This is a genomic window from Streptomyces sp. A0958 (assembly GCF_004795035.1).
In the GTDB taxonomy this organism is placed as follows: Bacteria; Actinomycetota; Actinomycetes; order Streptomycetales; family Streptomycetaceae; genus Streptomyces.
In genome coordinates, this window is the sequence record NZ_SSBK01000050.1 from 15,910 (window position 1) to 37,151 (window position 21,242).

Consider the following 21,242-nt stretch of genomic DNA (forward strand, 5'->3'; position numbering starts at 1 on the left):
GGCGGGCCCGCCCGGCCCACTACCGCCCGAGGTACTTCGGCCTCTCCTTGTCGAGGAAGGCCCGCACCGCGATGGCGTGGTCCTCGGAGGCGCCCGCCTTCGTCTGGAGCTCGTCCTCCTTCTCCAGTGCCTCGCTCAGGGTGTGCCCGGCCCCGAAGGCGAGCGACTCCTTGAGCGCCGCGTACGCCACCGTCGGCCCGTCGGCCAGGGCGCGGGCCACGGCGGCCGCCTCGGCGGCGAGATCGGCGGCGGGCACCAGCTTGTTGACGATGCCCAGGTCGTGGGCGTCCTGCGCGGAGATGGAGCGCGGGAAGAGCAGCAGGTCGGCGGCGCGGCTGTGGCCGATGAGCCGGGGCAGCGTCCAGGAGACGCCCGAGTCGGCGGTGAGGGCGACTCCGGCGAACGAGGTGTTGAACGAGGCGGTGTCGGCGGCCACCCGGTAGTCGCAGGCGAGCGCGAAGCCGAAGCCCGCGCCGGCGGCGGCGCCGTTGATCCCGGCCACGACCGGCTTCGGCATCTCGGTGAGGGCCCGCACGATCGGGTTGTAGTGCTCCCGCACCGTGCTGAGCGCGTTGCCGCCGTCCGACGCCCGGGCCTCGGCGAGCTTGGTCAGGTGCTCCTTGAGGTCCTGCCCGACGCAGAAGGCCCGCCCGCCGGCCGCGGTGAGCAGCACGGCCCGTACGCCGGTGTCGGCGGCGGCCGACCGCAGGGCGTCGCGCAGGGCGACCTTGGCCGCGGTGTTCATGGCGTTCATCGCGTCGGGGCGGTTGATCGTGATCGTCGCGAGCCCGTCGCCGATGTCGTAGAGCACCGCGTCGTCGTGATCGGCCATGGGTGGTCCCCTTTGCGTGTCGTTCACCAGCCTGTCCACGCAAGCATGGCCGACTTCGCCGGGGGCGGACATGTGACCTGCGTCAAATAATTCCGTGCCGGAGAGGGGGCGCGGGGGCCGGAGTATCGCAGTCGGACCGCCGAATTGGGTGGTTTTGAGTGAGCGCGTTGCGCAAGCGATGCAGAGCGATGTTGGTCATCGGGGTCGGTGATGCGGGATAATGACCTGGAAGCACTGTGTTCGATGCCGGTGAGGCAGCGCCTGTCATGGGGCCGCCGGTTGCGATGAGCTGGTTTCAGGAAGGGGAACGAGCATGGCGGCCATGAAGCCGCGGACGGGCGACGGCCCGCTCGAGGTGACAAAGGAGGGGCGGGGCATCGTCATGCGCGTTCCGCTCGAAGGCGGCGGTCGGCTTGTCGTGGAGCTGACTCCGGACGAGGCCGATGCCCTCGGCGATGCCCTCAAGAAGGTCGTCGGCTGAGCAGAGGCGCCCACACTTCACTGCTGCCCGGTACGCTCCCCGTACCGGGCAGCAGTGCGTCCGGGGCCGGCCGCCGAAGGGTGCCTTACGGCTCAGCCGCCGCCGAAGGGTGCCTTACGGCTCAGCCGCGGCGGACCGCGCAGAGCAGGCCGTCGCCCACCGGCAGCAGAGTCGCCATCAGCTCCTGGCTCTCGCGGACCGCGCGCAGCAGCTCGCGCAGCCGCAGCACCTCCGCGGGCTGAGCGGCGGAGTCGACCGTGCGGCCGTCCGCGAAGACGCCCTCGAAGCAGACCAGCCCCCCGGGCCGCAGCAGGCGCAACGATTCAGCGAGACAGTCCAGGCTCTCCATCCGGTCGCCGTCGCAGAACACGAGGTCGTAGCCGCCGTCCGCGAGCCGGGGGAGCACGTCGAGCGCGCGGCCGGGGATGAAGCGGGACCGGTTGGCCGCGAAGCCCGCCGCCCGGAAGGCCTCACGGGCGAACTGCTGGCGCTCGGGCTCCGGGTCGACCGTGGTCAGCACCCCGTCGGGCCGCATCCCGTGCAGCAGATAGATGCCGGACACGCCGGTGCCCGTGCCGATCTCCGCCACGGCTTTGGCGTCCGTCGTGGCAGCGAGCAGGCGCAGCGCTGCGCCGGTGCCTGGGGACACCGAGCGGAGCCCTGCCTCGCGGGCCCGGTCCCGGGCCCAGCGCAGTGCTTCGTCCTCGGCGACAAAGGCGTCGGCGAACGCCCAGCTCGTCTGCCGGTTGGCGGTAATGACCCTCTCCTGTCCCCTTAGTTGGCGCAACGGTGACTGTATCCGCTGGACCCGGGAACCCGCAGATGGGACCGGGCGTTGTGCAAGAGCGGGGGAAAGCCCGTGGACCAGGCCCGCCGATCGGGTCCGGTGCGCGGGCCGCGGTTCCGGGGAGATCCCCGGCCCCAGCTGGAAAAAGGCTTATCCGGAGCTAACGGGCGAGGTGGCTATGGTAGGGGCTCCACTGGACACCACCAGAGCCGACAGGGGAGGTGCGGCTGCGCCTGTGGATCGGGGAGGAGTGCTGCGGCGCTTTCTCAGGTCGGCGGGTGAGCCGAAATCCGTGACCGACATCGCTGACCGTTCTTCCAACGACTCCGCACCGACCGCGACGTTCGCCTCAGATGCGGAATCCCAGGCGTGGACCCCGCCCACATGGGAAGAGATCGTCAGCACGCACAGCGGTCGTGTCTACCGCCTTGCCTACCGACTGACGGGAAACCAGCACGACGCCGAGGACCTCACGCAGGAGGTCTTCGTCAGGGTTTTCCGCTCGCTGTCGACGTACACGCCCGGCACCTTCGAGGGCTGGCTGCACCGCATCACGACCAACCTGTTCCTGGACATGGTCCGCCGCAAGCAGCGCATCCGCTTCGACTCCCTCGGGGACGACGCGGCCGAGCGTCTGCCCAGCCGCGAGCCCTCCCCCCAGCAGGTGTTCAACGACACCCACTTCGACGCGGACGTCCAGCAGGCGCTGGACACCCTCGCGCCCGAGTTCCGGGCCGCCGTCGTGCTCTGTGACATCGAGGGACTGTCGTACGAGGAGATCGCCGCGACGCTCGGCGTGAAGCTCGGTACGGTCCGCAGTCGCATCCACCGCGGGCGTTCGCACCTGCGCAAGGCGCTGCGGCACCGCTCGCCCGAGGCGCGCGCCGAACAGCGCTCGCTGGCGGGAGTTCTCCTGGCGGGGGAGGGCGGCACGGCGTGAGCGGCACAGGTCCGACCCCCGCGGAACAACACCTGGGGGACCGCCTCGCCGCGCTCGTCGACGGCGAGCTCAAGCACGACGCCCGCGACCGGGTCCTCGCCCATCTCGCGACCTGCGCCAGGTGCAAGGCCGAGGCGGCGGCCCAGCGCCGCCTGAAGAACGTGTTCGCGCAGGCGGCTCAGCCCTCGCCCTCCGAAGGGTTCCTGGCCCGCCTCCAGGGCCTTCCGGGCGGTCCACCGGGTGGTGACGACGACCGTCGGGGAAGACCCGTGGGCGGCTCCGGACGGTTCGGTGACGGGCCGCTGCCCGGCACACGCCCCGCGAGCGGCCACGCCGACCTCACGGCGGGCGGCGGCCCCCTGGACGGCTTCGGCTACCTCCCCACCGTCCACGGCTCCGGCGCCGCGCTCCCGACGGGACCGGCCGGCTCCGTCTTCCGCATCCACGAGGTGGGCCGGGATGCCGACCGCTCGCCCTGGCGGGGCCGCAGGTTCGCCTTCGCCGCCGCGAGCGCCGTCTCGCTGGCCGCCATCGCGCTCGGCGGTGCCCTGCCGACGAGTTCCGGCTCCGACGCCCCCACCCGGGCCGAGGGCTCCGGCAACACCGTGACCCCGGTCGACGCCGACACCCGCGCCGGGTCCGCCGCCACGGTCAGCCGCCGGGGCGGCTCGGGGCAGGGCTCGCTCACCGCGGCGGGCCAGGGCGACCGCCCGGCCTCCCTCGCGGTGAACACGGCGCTGCCGGCGTTCACCCCGGCCCCCTCGCTGCTCGCCACCGGGCGGCTGACGGGAAGCCCGTTCGGCCTCTCCCTCCGCTCCGACGCGTCCGCGCTGATACGTCCCGGTGGGGCCGGTTCCCTGTTCGCCCGCACCCTGGGCAGCGGGCTCGATCCGGCCTCGCCCGTCCGCCCCTCCGAGCCCTCCCTGCCGCCCACGTCGGCCGCCGCGCAACCGGCCCCCGCCGACCACGGGCTGCCGCTCTCCCCCCGTCGCTGATCCAGCGCCCCACGCGGGTGCGCAGGCCCGGCTCAAACCTGGTTGAATTCCGGCAGGATTTCGGGTGGGACGCCCCTGCGGGGGCGTGCGGAGGGCCGGTTGCGGCAGTTGCGGGGAGAACATGGACGACGGGAAGCCGACCGAGCCCGAGGCGAAGTGGTGGAGCCGGCCCACGACGGGGCGCGGCACGCCCGCAGCGCCCGAGGGGCCGTCACCCGTCGAGGACGCGGTGCCGTCACCGGCGGACACGGACGACACCCCGGCCGCGCCGCAGACCACGGTGACGAGTGAGTCCCCGGCCGCGCCGCAGACCACGGTGACGAGCGAGTCCCCGGCCGCGCCGCAGGACACAGCGACAACCGAATTCCCGGCCGCGCCCGAGACCGCTGAGACCCCCGCCCCGCGCCCCACGCAGCCCCTGCACGAGCCGGACCCGTACGGCACCCCGCCCTACGGCGGTCCCGGGCCGTGGGCGCCCGCGCCTCCCGTTCAGCGGCCGACCCCGGCGCACGGCACACCCGTACCGCCGCCGTACGCGGGGACGAACGGCGCGGGCATGACTCTCGCACCCCCCGACCCGGCGCCCGCCTTCCCGCCCCCGACGGCGCCCCAGCAGCCGCAGGAGGCCGCTCACGCGCCCGCAGCGCACCCGCCGGCCCCGCAATGGCAGAGCTACGACCCCTGGGGCGCGCCCCGGCAGCCCCTGGTCACCCAGCCCGGCCCGCCGCTCCCCGACGGCCGGCGGAAGAACCGGCGCGGCACGATGCTGGTCGGCGCGCTGCTCCTCGCCCTGGTCGCGGGCGGCATCGGCGGCGGGATAGGCGCCTACATAGAGCGCAACGGCGGCCTCACCAGCATCGAACTGCCCCAGGACGAGCGGGACGGCGGCGGTCGCGCCCCGGACAGCGTGGCCGGCATCGCGGCCAGCGCCCTGCCCAGCGTGGTGACCCTGCACGTCAGCGGTTCCACCGAGTCCGGCACCGGCACGGGCTTCGTCCTCGACGACCGGGGCCACATCCTCACCAACAACCACGTGGTCGCCCCGGCGGGTTCCTCCGGCGAGATCACCGTGACGTTCAGCGGGGGCGAGACCGCCCGCGCGGAGGTCGTCGGCAAGGACAGCGGGTACGACCTGGCCGTGGTCAAGGTCAGCGGCGTCTCCGGGCTGAAGCCGCTGCCGCTGGGCAACTCCGACAACGTCCAGGTCGGTGACCCGGTGGTGGCCATCGGCGCCCCGTTCGACCTGTCCAACACCGTGACCTCCGGCATCATCAGCGCCAAGGACCGGCCGATCACCGCGGGCGGCGAGAAGGGCGACGGCAGCGACGTCAGTTACGTCAACGCGCTTCAGACGGACGCCCCGATCAACCCGGGCAACTCCGGCGGTCCGCTGGTGGACACCGACGCCCACGTCATCGGGATCAACAGCGCCATCCGGGCCGCCGACACAGGCTCCTCCGCCGAGGGCGGGCAGGCCGGGTCCATCGGCCTGGGCTTCGCCATCCCGATCAACCAGGGCAAGCTCGTCGCCGAGGAGCTGATCAACACGGGCAGGGCGACACACCCCGTGATCGGTGTCACCCTCGACATGAAGTACACCGGGGACGGCGCCAAGGTCGGGACGAGCGCCCAGGGAACCTCGCCCGTCACACCGGGTGGTCCGGCGGACAAGGCCGGGGTCAGGCCGGACGACGTCATCACCGAGGTGGACGGGAAGCGGGTGCACAGCGGCGAGGAGCTGATAGTGAAGATCCGCTCGCACCGGCCGGGGGACCGCCTGGAGCTCACCCTGACCCGCGGTGGTAAAGACCTGTCCATAACTTTGACGCTGGGCTCGGCAACCGGCACGTGACGGCCACGGGAAGCTACCGTCCGGACAGTTTCGCCGGGTACCGTGGCTCATGTCCGGACCTCATCCGAGCTGGTCGCGGAGAATACGAGGAGCCGCAAGGTGTTCAACGACATAGGCGCACTGGAGCTGCTGACGCTCGCGATTCTCGGCGTGCTCATCTTCGGCCCGGACAAGCTCCCCAAGGTCATCCAGGATGTCTCCCGCTTCATCCGCAAGGTCCGCGAGTTCTCGGAGAGCGCCAAGGAGGACATCCGCACGGAGCTCGGGCCGGAGTTCAAGGACTTCGAGTTCGAGGACCTGAACCCCAAGACGTTCGTCCGCAAGCAGCTCATGGACGGCAACGACGACCTGGGGCTGAAGGAGATCCGTGAGAGCTTCGACCTGCGCAAGGAAGTCACCGAGATCACCGACGCGGTGAACGGGCGGAGCACCGCGTCCGTTGAGGCGAAGACCGGCGTGTCGGGCGGAGCCTCGGTCACCGCGGCGAATGGCTCGAAGGGCGCTCCCGACCTGCTCAAGAAGGGCGAGCAGCCCCCGAAGGACACCCCGCCGCCGTTCGACGCGGACGCCACCTGAGGGCCGCCGATCCCGGGTCGTCCGGACGGTATGGCTATTCTCCATCTGTCCGGTTGTGAGGACGCCCGATGGGCGGGCCGCTCCGGACCCTACGGATCGAGGAGGCGGCCGGGCTGATGGAGACAACGAGTCGGGTGGGCGCACAGGACGCGCCGGACACGGTCACGGCGGAGGCGGTCCCGGCGGCCCGGCTCACGCTCGACGGCTATCTGCGGTCCCCTTTCCCCTGGTACGCGCTGGACGAGGCGTTCACCGGCGCGCGCCGGCTGATGCCCCTCGGCACGGCCGCGGACGGCTCGGTGCAGCACGGCTCCATCGGCCACGGCGACGAGCCCCTGGTACGGGGCGACTGCGGCGCGGACAAGCAGCGGTTCGCGGTCGTGGTCACCGTCGGCAGCAGCCCCGTACGGCGCAGCGGTGACGGCACCGGGGTCCTGGAGGCCACGACGGTCTCCTCCGCGGCCTGGCTGGCGGGTTCCGGCCTGCTGGCCTGCACCTGGCCGCCGCAGCTGGACCACACCCTGCGCGACGACTGGCTGGACCAGCAGACGGAGACGGCGTTCGAACTCGCCGATGATCTGGACGGCCCCGCCTGGTCGGCGCTGTCCCTGCCGGTCGACGGAGTGCCGGTGCCGTTCCACTACCGCGAGTCCGAGTTCGGCTGGGTGCTGGCCGGCTCCGCGCCCGGCGGGGTGCACATCGGCGCCTACGGGCGCGGCATGAGCGCGTACGGTCTGGGCTTCTCGGAGGTCAAGGACATCGAGTCCTACGTGTGACCGGGCGAGCAGCGGGGAGGGCCGGGGCCCTCGGCCCCGGCCTTCCGTGTGTCCCGGCGTCAGAACTTGTTGCGCGGGGTGATGCCCAGCGACATGCCCGACAGGCCGCGCTGACGGCCGCTCAGCTTGCCCGCGATGGCGCGCAGCGCCTTGCCGGCGGGGGAGTCGGGGTCGGACAGCACGACGGGCTTGCCCTCGTCGCCGCCCTCGCGCAGCCGTACGTCGATCGGGATGCTCCCCAGGACCGGCACCTCGGCGCCGACCGTCTTCGTCAGCCCCTCGGCGACCCGGGCACCGCCGCCCGAGCCGAACACGTCGACCATCTCGTCGCAGTGCGGGCACGGCATGCCCGACATGTTCTCGACGACGCCGACGATCTTCTGGTGGGTCTGGACGGCGATCGAACCGGCCCGCTCGGCCACCTCGGCCGCGGCCTGCTGCGGGGTGGTGACGACCAGGATCTCCGCGTTCGGCACGAGCTGGGCGACCGAGATCGCGATGTCACCGGTGCCCGGCGGCAGGTCGAGCAGCAGGACGTCCAGGTCGCCCCAGTACACATCGGCGAGGAACTGCTGGAGCGCGCGGTGCAGCATCGGGCCGCGCCACACCACCGGGGCGTTGCCCGGGGTGAACATGCCGATGGAGATGACCTTCACGCCGTGCGAGGACGGCGGCATGATCATGTTCTCGACCTGGGTCGGCCTGCCGTCCGCACCCAGCATCCGGGGCACGCTGTGCCCGTAAATGTCCGCGTCCACGACACCGACCTTGAGCCCGTCCGCCGCCATCGCCGCGGCCAGGTTCACCGTCACCGAGGACTTGCCGACGCCGCCCTTGCCGGAGGCGACCGCGTACACCCGGGTCAGCGAGCCGGGCTTCGCGAAGGGCACCTCGCGCTCCGCCGTACCGCCGCGCAGTGACGCCGCGAGGTCCTTGCGCTGCTCGTCGCTCATGACGTCGAGGGTGACCTCGACCCGCGACACGCCCTCGACGAGGGCCACCGCGTCGGTCACGTTCCTGGTGATCGTCTCGCGCATCGGACAGCCGGAGACGGTGAGGTACACCGTGACAGCGACCACACCGTCAGGATCGATGTCGACCGATTTCACCATGCCCAGCTCGGTGATCGGGCGGTGGATCTCCGGGTCGTTCACTGTCGCCAGTGCCTCAAGCACCGCGTCTTCCGTAGCCATACATCGATAGTACGGGTGCGCGCAGCGCTCCATGCAAGGGTGGTGACGGGCGACGGGAGGGCGGTACGGCGCCGTACCGTACGCGTGAGTAGCCCTGTCAGCGGTCCTCGTCACTCTCGGCGGACAGCAGCGCGCGCCGGTCGTCCAGGTCCCTCACCAGGTTCTCCAGCTCGGAGCGAATCCAGTCCCGGGTGGCGACCTCCCCCAGGCCCATCCGCAGCGCCGCGATCTCTCTGGTCAGGTACTCGGTGTCGGCGATGGAGCGCTCGTTCTGCTTGCGGTCCTGCTCGTGGGTGACCCGGTCGCGGTCGTCCTGCCGGTTCTGCGCGAGCAGGATCAGCGGGGCCGCGTACGAGGCCTGGAGCGAGAGCATCAGCGTCAGGAAGATGAACGGGTACTGGTCGAACCGCACGTTCGCCGGCGCGAAGATGTTCCACGCCACCCACACGATGATGATCAGCGTCATCCAGACGATGAACCGGCCCGTGCCCAGGAAGCGCGCGATGCGCTCCGAGAACCGGCCGAACGCCTCGGGGTCGTACTCCGGCAGCAGCCGCCGGCGCGGCGCCTTCGGCTGGTCGAGCCGGGCCCTGGGCGTACGGGTCAGCGCCGTCGCGCCGTTCGACGCCCTCGCACGGTCCTCACCGGCCACGGAGCACCCCCTCCTGGCCGTGGAAGTCGGTCTCCCGCCAGTCGTCGGGCAGCAGGTGGTCCAGGACGTCGTCCACGGTCACCGCGCCCAGCAGCGAACCGCTCTCGTCCACCACCGGCACCGACACCAGGTTGTACGCCGCCAGGTAACTGGTCACCACCGACAGCGGGGTGTCCGGCGGCAGCGGCACCAGGTCGCTGTCGAGGAGCGAGCTGACCAGGGTGAACGGCGGGTCGCGCAGCAGCCGCTGGAAGTGCACGGTGCCCAGGTACTTCCCCGTCGGCGTCTCGTCCGGCGACCGGCACACGTACACCTGCGCGGCCAGCGCCGGCGACAGGTCGGACTGGCGGACCCGGGCCAGCGCGTCGGCGACGGTGGCGTCCGGGCGCAGGATGACCGGCTCGGTCGTCATGAGCCCGCCCGCGGTGCGCTCCTCGTACGACAGCAGGCGCCGCACGTCCGCCGCGTCGCCCGGCCGCATCAGCGTCAGCAGCCGCTCCTTGTCCTCCTCGGGCAGCTCGGAGAGCAGGTCGGCCGCGTCGTCCGGGTCCATCGCCTCCAGGACGTCCGCCGCGCGCTCCTCCTGGAGCTTGCCGATGATCTCCACCTGGTCGTCCTCGGGCAGCTCCTCCAGGACGTCGGCGAGCCGGTCGTCGTCCAGCGCGGCCGCGACCTCCGCCCGGCGCTTCGGGGTGAGGTGGTGCAGGGCGTTGGCGACGTCGGCGGGGCGCAGCCTCTCGAAGGTGGCCACCAGCGACTCGGCGCCCTGCCCGTGCTCCTCCAGCGAGAAACCCTTCACCGCCGACCACTCGACGGTCAGCGTCTCGCCCTTGCGGCGCAGTGCCCCGCCCCGGCCCTTGCGGACGAAGTACTTGTCGATCTCCCAGTCCCGGCGGGCCGGCAGCTGCTGGATCGCCACGTCCAGGATGGTGACCTCCTCGTCCGTCTCGACCAGGCGCACCCGGCGGTCGAGGAACTCGCCGAGCACCAGGCGTTCGGTGGGCCGCTGTTCGAAGCGCCGCATGTTGACCACGCCGGTGGTGATCACCTGCCCCGACTCGACGCCCGTCACCCGGGTCATCGGCAGGAAGATCCGCCGCCGGCTCACCACCTCGACCACCATGCCGAGCAGCCGGGGCGGCCGGCCGCCGACCCGGAGCATCGCGACCAGGTCGCGGACGCGGCCCACCTGGTCGCCGTTGGGATCGAAGACCGGCACACCGGACAGGTGCGAGACGAAGACCCGGGGCGTGACCGGTGTCATGCCTGTGCCTCCTCGCTCGCCTCCAGGCGGCTCCGGAGCCGCCCGCTTCCGACAGTTATTGCACTGTTATGACGTGATCAGGCTAGCCCGTACCCTCGCGGACCGCCCCGGCGGACCGTCCGGACGGCTCCGGGCCCAACGGCGTAGACCACCCGGGTACGCTGCCGTCTGCCACCCCCACCATGAAGATGAGAGGCAGTGCGCCTGTGACCTCTTTCGTGCCGCCCGGCCGGGCCCGCCGCCGGACCGCCTCCCTCGCCGTCGTGCTCTGCGCGGGGCTGACCGCGGCCCTGACCGCGTGCGGGGGCGAGGACCCGGACAAGGGGACCAACGGCGTCGGCAGACTCTCCGCACCGGAGATCGAGAAGAAGGCACAGGCGGCGGCGGACGCCGCCGACGCGGTGCGCCTCGCCGGCACGCTGGTGAGCAAGGGGGGCACGTACAGGATCGACATGCGGCTCAAGAACAAGGGCGGCGCGGGCTCCGTCACCTCGAAGAACAGCACCTTCGCACTGCTGCGGATCGGTGACGAGCTATACCTCAAGGCCGGCGCCGGCTTCTGGAGCCACGACGACGGGGGCGGGGCGGACTCCGGCAAGGACGGCGCGACGGCAGCGGACAAGCTGGAGGACAAGTACGTCAAGGTCCCCGGCGACGACCCCACGTACAAGCAGCTGAGCGGCTTCACCGACAAGAAGGTGCTGCTCGACGGGCTGCTCACGCTGCACGGCAAGCTCGCCAAGGGCGACCGCGACGAGGTCGCCGGGGTGCGCACCGTACGGATCATGGGCGGCGAGGGCGAGGGTGGCGCGCTCGACGTGTCCCTGGAGGGCAAGCCGTATCCGCTGCGCTTCGCCCGGGGCGGCGGCGGGGGAGTCGTCACGCTCGCCGACTGGGGCAAGGACTTCGCGCTCAAGGCCCCCGCCGAGGACGAGACGGTCGACTACGGCAAGCAGCTGCCGAAGACGTCGTCCTCCTCGTGACCGGAGCGCACCGGACTACTTGCGCAGCGAGCGCTTCAGGAGGCGGGGCAGCCCCGCCGGGACCGGGAGCCGGGTGGTCGCCGGGGTGGGCAGCGGCGCGGCCGCCCCGGAGGTGTCCGGCAGCTCGGTGCGGGCGTCGCGGGGCGCGAGCCGTACGATCCGGCACTCGCGCGCCCACCGCTCGGGCATCCGCTCGGCGTCCGGGGCGTTCAGCCGCTTGCCCTTGAGCTCGGCGACGGCGGCCTCCCACTCCTCGGAGTGCGGGGCGAGCTCGCTCACCGAGGCCGACCAGGCGACGATACGGCCGCCCTTGTCCTTGCTGCGGACGGTCACCTCCGCGGTGGCGCCGTCGGTGAGACCGGCCGGGAGCGGCTGCTCGCCGGGGCCGTCGCCGACCAGGTGCGCCGCCCCCTCGTGCCACACGTGCCACAGCGCCCGCGCGGGGCCGGTGCCGCGCGCCCAGATGAGGCCCGACTTCTTCGTGGCCTCCTCGACGAGGGCCGGCCCGAGGAGCGTGTCAGCAGCAGTCATGGGCAGAGCTTAGACGGGCCCCGCCCCCGGGCGTTCAGAGCCAGCCGTTGCGCTTGAGCATGCGGTGGATGGAGAAGCAGACGACGCCGATGACGCCCATCACCATCGGGTAGCCGTACCGCCAGTGCACCTCCGGCATGTTCGTGAAGTTCATGCCGTAGACGCCGCAGATCATCGTCGGTACGGCGATGATGGCCGCCCAGGACGTGATCTTGCGCATGTCCTCGTTCTGCGCGACGGTCGCCTGCGCCAGATTGGCCTGGAGGATCGAGTTCAGCAGCTCGTCGAAGCCGATGACCTCTTCCTGGACCCGCGCCAGGTGGTCGGCGACGTCCCGGAAGTACTTCTGGATGTCGGGGTCGATCAGCCGCATCGGCCGCTCGCTGAGCAGCTGCATCGGGCGCAGCAGCGGCGAGACGGCCCGCTTGAACTCCAGCACCTCGCGCTTGAGCTGGTAGATCCGGCCCGCGTCGGAGCCGCGCGAACTGCCCTTGTCCGGGGTGGAGAAGACCTCGATCTCCACCTCGTCGATGTCCTCCTGCACCGCGCCCGCCACCGCGATGTACCCGTCCACGACGTGGTCGGCGATGGAGTGCAGCACCGCGGAGGGGCCCTTGGCGAGCAGCTCGGGGTCCTCCTCCAGGCGGTGGCGCAGCGCCCGCAGCGAGCCGTGGCCGCCGTGCCGCACGGTGATGACGAAGTCCCGGCCGGTGAAGCACATGACCTCGCCGGTCTCCACGAGCTCGCTGGTCGCGGTCAGCTCGGTGTGCTCGACGTAGTGGATGGTCTTGAAGACGGTGAACAGGGTGTCGTCGTACCGCTCCAGCTTGGGCCGCTGGTGGGCGTGGACGGCGTCCTCCACGGCCAGCGGGTGCAGCCCGAACTCCCGGGCGATTCCCGCGAATTCCTCCTCGGTCGGCTCGTGCAGACCGATCCAGGCGAAGCCGCCCCCCTCCCGCACCCGGAGCATCGCCTCGCGGGGCGTGCGGCAGGTGCCGTCCACCTCGGTGAGGCGGCGGCCGTCGCGGTAGACCGCGCAGTCGACGACCGCGCTGGAGGCGGACGGGTCGCGGGTGGCGTCGTAGCTGTTGTGCAGGGTGGTGTTCCTGCGCAGGGACGGGCGCACGACGGCGCGCAGGTCACGGATCATCGACATGGCTGACTCCTTCACGGAGGGCCGTCGGCGAGGGCGTGGAACAGCCCGGAATGGGGACGTGGGCTCACATCCGCAAAGCGGGCGGCACCGCGGCGGCGCGATGACGGCGTTCGCTACAGACAGGCAAAAAAGGCGTGCTCTTCCGTCGTGCGAAATGCCGTGGCCTTGACCGAGCAGGCGTCAGTTCACGCGGAAAGGTGTCGAGCGGAAGAGCGGTTGGTACTGCACGGTCGACTTGGATCCACCGCAGCCCCACCTCCTCCGGTCGGTCCCCCTTGGGGGATGACGTAGCGCCGGGACTTGAGAGCGACGCTTCTGCGTGCTGTCCCGGCCGGCACCCCAGGCTAGCAGCCGGCGCAGGGCCAATCCCTTACTTTGCCCGTTCCATACGCGTCCTATGCTCGCCACATGGCACAAATTCTTGCGCTGGTCGAGGCACGTCTGCGGACGGCCCTGGGTGAACCGGACGCACGCGCAGCAGTGACGTTTCTCGGGACGGACCGGATCGAGGTGCTCCGATTCATCGACGGTGACATCGTGAGGTACGCCACGCTCGGCATGTCCGCCCAGCCGATGTCCGACCCGACCGCCGCTCTCGCCGACCCGGTGAAGGGCCCGCGCGCCGAGCTGGTGCTGTCGGTACGGGGCGGGCTCGCCGACACCGACCAGGTGCTGCGCAAGCTCGCCGTACTGGCGGCCTCGCCCCAGGTGGAGGGCCTGATCGTGGCCCCCGGCGCCTCGCTGGACGTCGGCGAACCGCTGTGGCCCGGGGCACCGTTCACCTCGGTGCTCGTCGCGGAGGGCGGGGGGCTGGTGGAGGACCTGGAGCTGGAGGAACCCCTGGAGCCCGTGCGCTTCCTGCCCCTGCTGCCGATGACGCACAACGAGGCCGCCTGGAAGCGGGTCCGGGGCGCGCAGGAACTCCAGGAGCGGTGGCTCGCCCAGGGGACGGACCTGCGTGACCCGCTGCGGGTCTCGGCGGCTCTGGACTGACGCGGGGCGTACGCGAAAGCTCCGCCGCGCGGCCAGGAGGGAGGCCGCGGACGGGGCGGTACGGGGTGGTGGGGGTCAGTCGGCGAAGGCGGTGACGCCGTCCTCGGTGGCGTGCCTCGGCTCCAGCTCCTCCGCCTCGTGGGTCAGTGCCGAGCGCCGGACCCAGACCACGATCGCGCCCAGGACCGAGGCGGCGGCGGCGACCACGAACGGGATGTGGATGTTGCTCCACTCCTCGATCTTCGGGGCCAGGTAGGGCGCCGCGGCGGCGGCGAACCAGCGGACGAAGTTGTAGCCGGCGCTGGCCACCGGCCGCGGTGCGTCCGAGACGCCGAGCGCCAGCTCCGTGTAGACGGTGTTGTTCATGCCGATGAGGGCGCCGGAGACGATGGTGCAGACGATGGCCGTCGTGTGGCTGCCGTAGCCGAGGATCACCAGGTCGGCGGCGAGCAGCACCAGCGAGGCGCCGAGCACCTTCAGCGAGCCGAAGCGCTTCTGCAGCCGGGGCGCGACGAGCACCGAGAAGACCGCGAGCAGCAGGCCCCAGGCGAAGAAGACGGCGCCGGACTTGTACGGCGTCATGTTCAGCACGAACGGGGTGAACGCCAGGATCGTGAAGAACGCGTAGTTGTAGAAGAACGCGGAGGCCGCGACGGAGGCGAGCCCGCCGTGGCCGAGGGCCTTGACCGGGTCGAGCAGTGACGTCTTGCGGGCGGGCTTGGGCTGTTCCTTCAGGAAGGCCGTGATGCAGACGAAGCCGATCGCCATCAGCGCGGCCGTCCCGAAGAACGGGTAGCGCCAGCTGGCGTCACCGAGCAGCGCGCCGAGCAGGGGCCCGCACGCCATGCCGAGGCCGAGCGCCGACTCGTACAGCAGGATCGCCGCCGAGCTGCCGCCGGCCGCCGCGCCGACGATCACGGCGAGCGCGGTCGAGACGAAGAGCGCGTTGCCCAGGCCCCAGCCGGCCCGGAAGCCGACGAGTTCGGCGACGGACGAGGAGGTGCCGGAGAGCGCCGCGAAGACCACCACGAGCGCGAGCCCGGCCAGCAGGGTCTTGCGGCCGCCGATGCGGCTGGAGACGAAGCCGGTGACGAGCATCGCGACGGCGGTGATCAGGAAGTACGAGGTGAAGAGCAGCGACACCTGGCTCGGCGTCGCCTCCAGGCCCTTGGCGATGGACGGCAGAATCGGGTCCACCAGGCCGATTCCCATGAACGCGACGACGGACGCCCCCGCCGTCGCCCAGACGGCCTTCGGCTGGCGCAGGAGGCTGACCGTCTCCTTGTTGAACGGATCGTCCTCTCCCGGTGTGGCCTCTCTCCTCATGGGCCTTCTCACTCTCCACTAGATCGATGCGTTATGCACAGAATAAGTTAGAGGATCTAATGAGTGCAAGTTACATCTAAATTGGCCGGTGGGGGCCGGTGGGGCCCGGTGGGAGCCGGTGGGGCCCTGGCGGGCCCCGGGCCCCCGGCCGTCCTGCGGAAAGGTGATCGTCCTTGACGCGGCGACGGCCGGGGAGGACCGTTGGACGGTATGAGGGGCGAACCGAGTTGCCCGAAGTGCGGAGGCCGGGTCCGGGCGCCGGGGCTCTTTGCCGACACCTGGCAGTGCGATGTGCACGGCAGCGTGCATCCGCTCCAGCCGGTCATACCGCCGAGCGTCGAGGCGCTGGGGGTCGTGGTGCACCGGGCGCAGGTGCCCGTGTGGATGCCCTGGCCGCTGCCGGTGGGCTGGCTGTTCACGGGCGTGGCCTGCGCCGGCGACGACCGCGGCGGGGGGCGGGCCACCGCCGTCGCCTGCTCCGGACCCGGGCCGCTCGGCGGCATGGGCGAGCTGCTGCTCGTCGCCGAGGAGCTGGGAGTGGGACTCGGGGCGCGGTACGCCGGTATCGAGGGGCCCGACCCCGGACCGGGTCTGCGGGTGGACGGCCCGCCGGACTCCAAGGTCCTCGCCGCCGGCCGCCCGACGCCGCTCTGGCACGTGAAGGGCGCCCCCGCCGACCGGGCCGTCTTCGCGGGCGAGGCGTGCGGGCTGTGGCTGTGGGCCATCCTCTGGCCCGAGCAGTCCGGGCTCCTCATGTACGACGAACTGGTGCTCACCGACCTGCGCGACGCCGGGGGAGAGGTCGACCTGGTGCCCTGCGGCGCGCTCACACCCCGCCTGCTGACAGCGCCCTGAGCCGCCCCGCGGCGGGGCCGGAGCGGTCCCGTGCGCCGGTTATCCTGGGGTGTCCCCCTTTCGGCTGCGAGCACTGGAGTCCGTGTCGTGCGCATCGACCTGCACACCCACTCCACCGCGTCGGACGGTACGGACACCCCCGCCGAGCTGGTGGGCAACGCCGCCGCCGCGGGCCTCGACGTCGTCGCCCTCACCGACCACGACACGGTGCGCGGGCACGCCGAGGCGATAGCCGCCCTCCCCGACGGGCTCACGCTCGTCACCGGAGCCGAGCTCTCCTGCCGCCTCGACGGCGTGGGCCTGCACATGCTGGCGTACCTCTTCGACCCGGACGAGCCCGTGTTCGCCCGCGAGCGCGAGCTGGTCCGCGACGACCGGGTGCCGCGCGCGCGGACCATGGTGCGCAAGCTCCAGGAGCTGGGCGTGCCGGTCACCTGGGAGCAGGTCGCCCGGATCGCCGGGGACGGCTCGGTGGGCCGGCCCCATGTCGCCTCCGCCCTGGTCGAACTCGGAGTCGTCGAGACCGTGTCCGACGCCTTCACGCCCGACTGGCTCGGTGACGGCGGACGGGCGTACGCCGAGAAGCACGAGTTTGACCCCTTCGACGCCGTCCGGATGGTCAAGGCCGCAGGTGGCGTCACCGTCTTCGCCCACCCGGCCGCCGTCAAACGCGGCCGTACGGTCCCCGAGTCCGCGATCGCCGAGCTGGCCGCCGCCGGGCTCGACGGCATCGAGGTCGACCACATGGACCACGACGAGCCGACCCGGACCCGGCTGCGCGCACTCGCCGGTGAGCTGAAGCTGCTGATCACCGGCTCCAGCGACTACCACGGCAGCCGCAAGTCCGTGGAGCTCGGCGCGTACACCACCGACCCCGAGATCTACGGCGAGATCACCCGGCGCGCCACGGGAGCCTTCCCGGTGCCGGGCGCCGGCGGACCCGCCACCCCGTAACCGCACGCGGGCCCCGCCCGCTCGCACCGCTCACCCCTTCCCGCGCACCGGCCGCCCCGGCCGCCGTCCGGCACGTCCGGACGGCCGGTCGTCCCGGCGGCCTCGCGGCGCGTCCCTTCCCCGCGGCCACCCACCGCGGTACCGCTCTCTCCTCGCAAGGCTCACCGTGTTCGACGTCGCTGTCTTCGGATCTCTTTTTCTCACCCTTTTTGTGATTATGGATCCGCCGGGGATCACCCCGATCTTCCTCGCCCTCACCGCCGGCCGCCCCGCCAAGATGCAGCGCCGGATGGCCCTCCAGGCCGTCTCCGTCGCCTTCGGCGTGATCGCCGTCTTCGGCGTCCTCGGCCAGCAGATCCTGGACTACCTGCACGTCTCCGTCCCCGCCCTGATGATCGCCGGCGGGCTGCTCCTGCTGCTGATCGCGCTCGACCTGCTGACCGGCAAGACCGACGAGCCGACGCAGACCAAGGACGTCAACGTCGCCCTCGTACCCCTGGGCATGCCGCTGCTCGCCGGTCCCGGCGCGATCGTCTCGGTGATCCTCGCCGTGCAGCACGCCGACAGCGTGGCGAGCCAGGTCTCTGTCTGGACGGCGATCGTCGCCATGCACCTCGTGCTCTGGCTGACCATGCGCTACTCGCTGCTGATCATCCGCGTCATCAAGGACGGCGGCGTCGTGCTCGTCACGAGGCTGGCCGGCATGATGCTGTCCGCCATCGCCGTACAGCAGATCATCAACGGCGTCACCCAGGTCATCCAGGGCACCTGACCCGGGCCCGCACACCACAGCGCCCCCGCACGGACGTTCCGTGCGGGGGCGCGCTTCGTCTTCTTTACGTCGACAACAATTCACATCGGCAAGGTGTTATGAAGCCGAACTTTCGGCCGGCCGGATATAGATGCGCTGGCCCGTTGCGGCGGCCTGCTGCACGATCCGGTTGACGGAGGCGGCGTCCACGACAGTGCTGTCCACGGCGGTACCGTCGACATCGTCGAGTCGCGTGATCTCGAAGCGCATAGGGCTTCCCTTCGTCTGATCCTCCTGCTGGAGAACTACTGGTGGACGGTGTTCCGTCCGCAAGGATGTGGAGTGTCGGACATGCCTGCCCGTCGCCCCACACCAGTCACAACGGCTTGCCCCCTGCAATCATTCCCTACGCTAAGGAAATTTTTTGGATGTCTAAGTACCAGCGAGTAATCACGCGTGCGCGCACGACTGCCTCCGCGACGGGAACCGCATGAACGACGCGGAGATCGGCGAGCGGCTGGACCGCACCAACGCCCTGCTCCAGCGGGTGCTCGCCGAGGTCTCGAAGACCCCCTCGACCCACGCGATCTTCGTGGACGCGGGCTATGTGTACGCCGCCGCCGGGCTGCTCGTCACCGGCACCGAGGACCGGCGCTCCTTCGACCTCGACACCGAAGGGCTGATCGAGGCCTTCATCGACAAGGCCCGCACCATCTTCGCGGACAGCAGACTGCTGCGCGTGTACTGGTACGACGGGGCCAGACGCCGCATCCACACCGCCGAGCAGCAGTCCATCGCCGAACTCCCCGACGTCAAGGTGAGACTCGGCAACCTCAACGCCAACAACCAGCAGAAGGGCGTCGACTCCCTCATCCGCAGCGACCTCGAATCCCTGGCCCGCCACCGGGCCATCAGCGACGCCGCACTCGTCGGCGGCGACGAGGACCTGGTCCCGGCCGTCGAGGCCGCCCAGGGCTACGGCGCCCGGGTCCACCTGTGGGGCATCGAGGCGGGCGAGGGGCGCAACCAGGCGGAGCCGCTGCTCTGGGAGGTCGACAGCCAGCGCACCTTCGACCTGGACTTCTGCCGCCCGTACGTGACCAGACGCTCCGTCACCACGTACGAGGAGGACGCCCCCGCACCCTCGCGCGAGGACGTCCGCTTCGTCGGCGCCCAGATCGCCGCGGCCTGGCTAGCCGCACGTGGCCGCGAGTCCCTGGCGGACCTGCTGCCCGGCCACCCGTATCTGCCGGGCTCCGTCGACCAGGACCTGCTGAACGAGGCCGAACGCCTGCTCCAGCGCTCACTGCGCGGCTACGCCCCGCTGCGCCGGGCGCTGCGCGACGGCTTCTGGCAGCACCTCCAGGCGCAGTACTGACACCTGCCGCCTACAGGCCGTCCCAGAAGGAGACGAGCGCGGCGGCCGTGGCGCCCGGCCGGTCGGTGTTGGGGGAGTGCTCCGCGCCCTCGATCCGGGTCCGGCGGGCGCCCAGCCGTACGGCCATCTCGTCGAGCACCGGCACCGGCCACACGTCGTCGGTCTCGCCGGAGAGCACGTGGACCGGCAGCCCGGCGGCGGCGACTTCCGACACCCGGTCCGGCTCGGTGGCCAACTGGCGGCCGGTGGCGATCAGCTGGGCCGGGTGATGGCGCAGCCAGCGCCGCCGCAGGTCCTCGCCGTCCGTTTCCGCCTCGGCCGGCGGGTCGAAGGCGCGCATCGCCGCCCAGACGTCGTCCATGCTCCTGGTCGCCAGCGCGTCGCTGAGGATCTTCAGCTTGACCTGCTGCGCCTCGACCACCTCGGCGGGCCCGGAGGACATCAGCGTCAGCGAACGGAACGGCGCGGCGTCCAGGACCACGGCGGCCCGGCCGATCTGCCCGCCGAGCGAGTGCCCCACCAGGTGCACCGGGTCCTCACCGGCACCGAGCGCGGCTGCCTGCGCGAGCACGTCACGGGCCAGCTCCTCCTGGGCGTACGTCTCCTGGCGGTCCGTCCCCGGGCTCTCGAACTGCCCGCGCCCGTCGACGGCGACGGCACGGTACCCGGCGCCCGCGAGCGGTTCCAGCAGGGCGATGAAGTCCTCCTTGCTGCCGGTGTACCCGGGCACCAGCAGAGCGGTGCCGCGCGGGGCGGCGGGCGGGGCGGAGTCCAGCACGGCGAAGTCCCCGCGCGCGGTGTGCAGCACACGGGCCCGGGCGCAGGAGGGCGGGGTGAAGGTGGGTGGCCTGCTCATGGGACGAGGTTAAGCCGTTCGGAGCGGGGAGGCCTTCGCGCGGGGCGTTCCTCGCGCGGGCTGGCGCCCTTTGCGCCGCCGGTCCTCGTGCGGGCGGTCCTCGCGCGGGGCGGCCTTCGTGGCGCGGCCTTCGGCAGGGCGTTCCACGTGCGGGCGGCGCGGGCGCCCCTCGTGCGGGCGCCCCTTGCGCCGCCGGTCCTCGTGCGGGCGGTCCTCGCGCGGGGCGGCCTTCGTGGCGCGGCCTTCGGCAGCGCGTTCCACGTGCGGGCGGCGCGGGCGCCCCTCGTGCGGGCGCCCTTTGCGCCGCCGGTCCTCGTGCGGGAGGTCATCGGCGCGGGGCGTCCCTCGGCGCGGGGCGTTCCTCGCGCGGCGCGGGAACGCCGGACGGCCCCGGGGAGGAGTTCCCGGGGCCGTCCGGCAGGCGGTGCGTGGTCCGCTCAGCCCTCGGACTTCGCGGCGGTGGCGCGCGGTGCACGGCGCCGGCGCGGCTTGGCCTCGCCGTCGGCGGTCGCGGTCTCCGCCACGGCCTGCGCCTTGGGCTTCGAAGCCGTACGGGTACGGCGGCGCGGCGGCTCCGGCTCGGAGATCGGCGCGATCTGGAAGTCGACCTCGTCCTCGGCCGGCTTGTTCACCCGGACGCGGCGGCGCGGCCGGGCGACGACGGGCGCCTCCGGCTCGGCCGCGGGCGCGGTCTGGAAGTCCGCGTCCTGCACCGGCTTGACGGCCCGGGCGCGGCGGCGACGCGGCTCGGCCGCCTCGGTCACCGTCTCGGAGGCCACCGACTCGGCGGCCGTCACCGTCTCAGCGGTCACCGTCTCGGCACCGGCGTCGACGACGGCCTCCGCCTTCGGCTTGGCCGTCCTGGTCCGGGTGCGCTTCTTCGGCTCCGCCTCGGCCACGGCCTCCGGCTCGACGGCCGCGGGGGCCTCGGCCACGGCGACCGCTGCCTCGGCCGCGACGTCCGCCGCACCGACGCGGGTGCGTGACGCTCTGCGCGGTGCTGGGCCTGTGGCCGGAGTCGGACCGGCTGGACGGTGCCCGGAGCGAGGGCATGCTGCCGGTGGCCAAGGCGGCCTCCCAGGCGGCCAAGGAGGCCGGTACGGAGGTCACC

General features: G+C 72.1%; 23 protein-coding genes and 1 pseudogene. 13 read left to right on the forward strand and 11 right to left on the reverse strand.

Annotated features, from left to right (window positions below):
* Window positions 1-19: 19 nt before the first annotated feature.
* Window positions 20-832, reverse strand: a complete 813-nt coding sequence (locus E6P78_RS30135; RefSeq protein ID WP_136206801.1) for an enoyl-CoA hydratase-related protein — start codon at window positions 830-832, stop codon at window positions 20-22.
* Window positions 833-1,145: 313 nt separating this feature from the next.
* On the opposite strand from E6P78_RS30135, the gene E6P78_RS30140 reads away from it, so the two are divergent.
* Complete coding sequence (locus E6P78_RS30140) at window positions 1,146-1,313, forward strand: DUF3117 domain-containing protein (protein ID WP_003966491.1); 168 nt, start codon at window positions 1,146-1,148, stop codon at window positions 1,311-1,313.
* A 121-nt stretch (window positions 1,314-1,434) separates the two neighbouring features.
* On the opposite strand, the gene E6P78_RS30145 is transcribed toward E6P78_RS30140, so the two are convergent.
* A complete protein-coding gene (locus tag E6P78_RS30145; RefSeq protein WP_136206802.1) occupies window positions 1,435-2,100 on the reverse strand; it encodes an O-methyltransferase in 666 nt (221 codons plus the stop codon).
* Between the two features lie 178 nt (window positions 2,101-2,278).
* On the opposite strand from E6P78_RS30145, the gene sigE reads away from it, so the two are divergent.
* The 5 genes from sigE to E6P78_RS30170 all read left to right on the forward strand — a co-directional run bounded on the left by sigE (window position 2,279) and on the right by E6P78_RS30170 (window position 7,239).
* Entirely contained in the window at window positions 2,279-3,040 is a 762-nt protein-coding gene (sigE, locus tag E6P78_RS30150) for an RNA polymerase sigma factor SigE (protein WP_240799430.1), read from the forward strand.
* Window positions 3,037-4,035, forward strand: coding sequence for a zf-HC2 domain-containing protein (locus tag E6P78_RS30155; RefSeq protein ID WP_136206804.1), 999 nt, complete (start codon window positions 3,037-3,039; stop codon window positions 4,033-4,035). Before sigE ends, E6P78_RS30155 begins: the two co-directional genes overlap by 4 nt.
* Before the next feature lie 121 nt (window positions 4,036-4,156).
* On the forward strand, window positions 4,157-5,887 hold the full coding sequence (locus tag E6P78_RS30160; protein ID WP_136206805.1) for a trypsin-like peptidase domain-containing protein: 1,731 nt from the start codon (window positions 4,157-4,159) through the stop codon (window positions 5,885-5,887).
* 99 nt (window positions 5,888-5,986) lie between these two features.
* Window positions 5,987-6,463: a sec-independent translocase gene (locus E6P78_RS30165; protein ID WP_136206806.1), complete on the forward strand. Its 477-nt coding sequence runs from the start codon at window positions 5,987-5,989 to the stop codon at window positions 6,461-6,463.
* A 116-nt stretch (window positions 6,464-6,579) separates the two neighbouring features.
* A complete protein-coding gene (locus E6P78_RS30170; RefSeq protein ID WP_136206807.1) occupies window positions 6,580-7,239 on the forward strand; it encodes a hypothetical protein in 660 nt (219 codons plus the stop codon).
* A 59-nt stretch (window positions 7,240-7,298) separates the two neighbouring features.
* On the opposite strand, the gene E6P78_RS30175 is transcribed toward E6P78_RS30170, so the two are convergent.
* From E6P78_RS30175 to E6P78_RS30185, 3 genes are all read right to left on the reverse strand, one after another.
* Window positions 7,299-8,432: an Mrp/NBP35 family ATP-binding protein gene (locus tag E6P78_RS30175; protein ID WP_136206808.1), complete on the reverse strand. Its 1,134-nt coding sequence runs from the start codon at window positions 8,430-8,432 to the stop codon at window positions 7,299-7,301.
* Between the two features lie 97 nt (window positions 8,433-8,529).
* On the reverse strand, window positions 8,530-9,084 hold the full coding sequence (locus E6P78_RS30180) for a DUF1003 domain-containing protein (RefSeq protein ID WP_136206809.1): 555 nt from the start codon (window positions 9,082-9,084) through the stop codon (window positions 8,530-8,532).
* The gene (locus E6P78_RS30185) at window positions 9,074-10,348 is read right to left on the reverse strand and encodes a CBS domain-containing protein (RefSeq protein WP_136206810.1); all 1,275 of its coding nucleotides are present in this window, start codon (window positions 10,346-10,348) and stop codon (window positions 9,074-9,076) included. Before E6P78_RS30185 ends, E6P78_RS30180 begins: the two co-directional genes overlap by 11 nt.
* 206 nt (window positions 10,349-10,554) lie before the next feature.
* Between E6P78_RS30185 and E6P78_RS30190 the strand changes: the two genes are divergently transcribed.
* The gene (locus E6P78_RS30190) at window positions 10,555-11,331 is read left to right on the forward strand and encodes a hypothetical protein (protein ID WP_136206811.1); all 777 of its coding nucleotides are present in this window, start codon (window positions 10,555-10,557) and stop codon (window positions 11,329-11,331) included.
* A 15-nt stretch (window positions 11,332-11,346) separates the two neighbouring features.
* Here E6P78_RS30190 and E6P78_RS30195 read toward each other — a convergent pair whose 3' ends face one another.
* Both E6P78_RS30195 and E6P78_RS30200 read right to left on the reverse strand, forming a co-directional pair.
* Entirely contained in the window at window positions 11,347-11,862 is a 516-nt protein-coding gene (locus E6P78_RS30195) for a hypothetical protein (protein WP_136206812.1), read from the reverse strand.
* 34 nt (window positions 11,863-11,896) lie between these two features.
* Window positions 11,897-13,018, reverse strand: a complete 1,122-nt coding sequence (locus tag E6P78_RS30200; protein ID WP_136206813.1) for a magnesium and cobalt transport protein CorA — start codon at window positions 13,016-13,018, stop codon at window positions 11,897-11,899.
* Window positions 13,019-13,426: 408 nt separating this feature from the next.
* On the opposite strand from E6P78_RS30200, the gene E6P78_RS30205 reads away from it, so the two are divergent.
* A complete protein-coding gene (locus E6P78_RS30205) occupies window positions 13,427-14,011 on the forward strand; it encodes a suppressor of fused domain protein (protein ID WP_136206814.1) in 585 nt (194 codons plus the stop codon).
* A gap of 75 nt (window positions 14,012-14,086) precedes the next feature.
* Here the strand turns inward: E6P78_RS30205 and E6P78_RS30210 are convergent, their stop codons facing one another.
* The gene (locus E6P78_RS30210) at window positions 14,087-15,337 is read right to left on the reverse strand and encodes an MFS transporter (protein WP_136206815.1); all 1,251 of its coding nucleotides are present in this window, start codon (window positions 15,335-15,337) and stop codon (window positions 14,087-14,089) included.
* A gap of 210 nt (window positions 15,338-15,547) precedes the next feature.
* Here E6P78_RS30210 and E6P78_RS30215 point away from each other — a divergent pair, with 210 nt between their 5' ends.
* The 3 genes from E6P78_RS30215 (at window position 15,548) to E6P78_RS30225 (ending at window position 17,918) form a co-directional block, all read left to right on the forward strand.
* Window positions 15,548-16,192: a DUF6758 family protein gene (locus E6P78_RS30215; protein ID WP_136206816.1), complete on the forward strand. Its 645-nt coding sequence runs from the start codon at window positions 15,548-15,550 to the stop codon at window positions 16,190-16,192.
* An 87-nt stretch (window positions 16,193-16,279) separates the two neighbouring features.
* A complete protein-coding gene (locus E6P78_RS30220) occupies window positions 16,280-17,146 on the forward strand; it encodes a PHP domain-containing protein (protein ID WP_136206817.1) in 867 nt (288 codons plus the stop codon).
* Between the two features lie 166 nt (window positions 17,147-17,312).
* Entirely contained in the window at window positions 17,313-17,918 is a 606-nt protein-coding gene (locus tag E6P78_RS30225; RefSeq protein ID WP_136206818.1) for a MarC family protein, read from the forward strand.
* 96 nt (window positions 17,919-18,014) lie between these two features.
* On the opposite strand, the gene E6P78_RS32950 is transcribed toward E6P78_RS30225, so the two are convergent.
* Window positions 18,015-18,167 carry a hypothetical protein gene (locus E6P78_RS32950; protein WP_168712739.1) on the reverse strand — a complete coding sequence of 51 codons (153 nt, stop codon included), beginning with the start codon at window positions 18,165-18,167 and terminating at the stop codon, window positions 18,015-18,017.
* 220 nt (window positions 18,168-18,387) lie between these two features.
* Between E6P78_RS32950 and E6P78_RS30230 the strand changes: the two genes are divergently transcribed.
* The gene (locus tag E6P78_RS30230) at window positions 18,388-19,275 is read left to right on the forward strand and encodes an NYN domain-containing protein (protein ID WP_136206819.1); all 888 of its coding nucleotides are present in this window, start codon (window positions 18,388-18,390) and stop codon (window positions 19,273-19,275) included.
* A gap of 10 nt (window positions 19,276-19,285) precedes the next feature.
* On the opposite strand, the gene E6P78_RS30235 is transcribed toward E6P78_RS30230, so the two are convergent.
* Window positions 19,286-20,131: an alpha/beta hydrolase gene (locus E6P78_RS30235; RefSeq protein ID WP_136206820.1), complete on the reverse strand. Its 846-nt coding sequence runs from the start codon at window positions 20,129-20,131 to the stop codon at window positions 19,286-19,288.
* Between the two features lie 437 nt (window positions 20,132-20,568).
* Window positions 20,569-21,066 carry a hypothetical protein gene (locus tag E6P78_RS30240; protein ID WP_240799431.1) on the reverse strand — a complete coding sequence of 166 codons (498 nt, stop codon included), beginning with the start codon at window positions 21,064-21,066 and terminating at the stop codon, window positions 20,569-20,571.
* Between the two features lie 50 nt (window positions 21,067-21,116).
* Here E6P78_RS30240 and E6P78_RS33725 point away from each other — a divergent pair.
* Window positions 21,117-21,242, forward strand: a pseudogene (locus E6P78_RS33725) (SGNH/GDSL hydrolase family protein); the annotation flags it as partial.

Excerpts from the sequence above, each read along its gene's own strand:
- sigE (WP_240799430.1), top strand. The coding sequence starts at position 2,279 with ATGGTAGGGGCTCCACTGGACACCACCAGAGCCGACAGGGGAGGTGCG.
- E6P78_RS30195 (WP_136206812.1), bottom strand. The coding sequence starts at position 11,862 with ATGACTGCTGCTGACACGCTCCTCGGGCCGGCCCTCGTCGAGGAGGCC.
- E6P78_RS30160 (WP_136206805.1), top strand. The coding sequence starts at position 4,157 with ATGGACGACGGGAAGCCGACCGAGCCCGAGGCGAAGTGGTGGAGCCGG.
- E6P78_RS30135 (WP_136206801.1), bottom strand. The coding sequence starts at position 832 with ATGGCCGATCACGACGACGCGGTGCTCTACGACATCGGCGACGGGCTC.
- E6P78_RS30185 (WP_136206810.1), bottom strand. The coding sequence starts at position 10,348 with ATGACACCGGTCACGCCCCGGGTCTTCGTCTCGCACCTGTCCGGTGTG.
- E6P78_RS30215 (WP_136206816.1), top strand. The coding sequence starts at position 15,548 with ATGAGGGGCGAACCGAGTTGCCCGAAGTGCGGAGGCCGGGTCCGGGCG.
- E6P78_RS30230 (WP_136206819.1), top strand. The coding sequence starts at position 18,388 with ATGAACGACGCGGAGATCGGCGAGCGGCTGGACCGCACCAACGCCCTG.
- E6P78_RS30170 (WP_136206807.1), top strand. The coding sequence starts at position 6,580 with ATGGAGACAACGAGTCGGGTGGGCGCACAGGACGCGCCGGACACGGTC.
- E6P78_RS30175 (WP_136206808.1), bottom strand. The coding sequence starts at position 8,432 with ATGGCTACGGAAGACGCGGTGCTTGAGGCACTGGCGACAGTGAACGAC.
- E6P78_RS32950 (WP_168712739.1), bottom strand. The coding sequence starts at position 18,167 with ATGCGCTTCGAGATCACGCGACTCGACGATGTCGACGGTACCGCCGTG.
- E6P78_RS30235 (WP_136206820.1), bottom strand. The coding sequence starts at position 20,131 with ATGAGCAGGCCACCCACCTTCACCCCGCCCTCCTGCGCCCGGGCCCGT.
- E6P78_RS30205 (WP_136206814.1), top strand. The coding sequence starts at position 13,427 with ATGGCACAAATTCTTGCGCTGGTCGAGGCACGTCTGCGGACGGCCCTG.
- E6P78_RS30200 (WP_136206813.1), bottom strand. The coding sequence starts at position 13,018 with ATGTCGATGATCCGTGACCTGCGCGCCGTCGTGCGCCCGTCCCTGCGC.
- E6P78_RS30140 (WP_003966491.1), top strand. The coding sequence starts at position 1,146 with ATGGCGGCCATGAAGCCGCGGACGGGCGACGGCCCGCTCGAGGTGACA.
- E6P78_RS30210 (WP_136206815.1), bottom strand. The coding sequence starts at position 15,337 with ATGAGGAGAGAGGCCACACCGGGAGAGGACGATCCGTTCAACAAGGAG.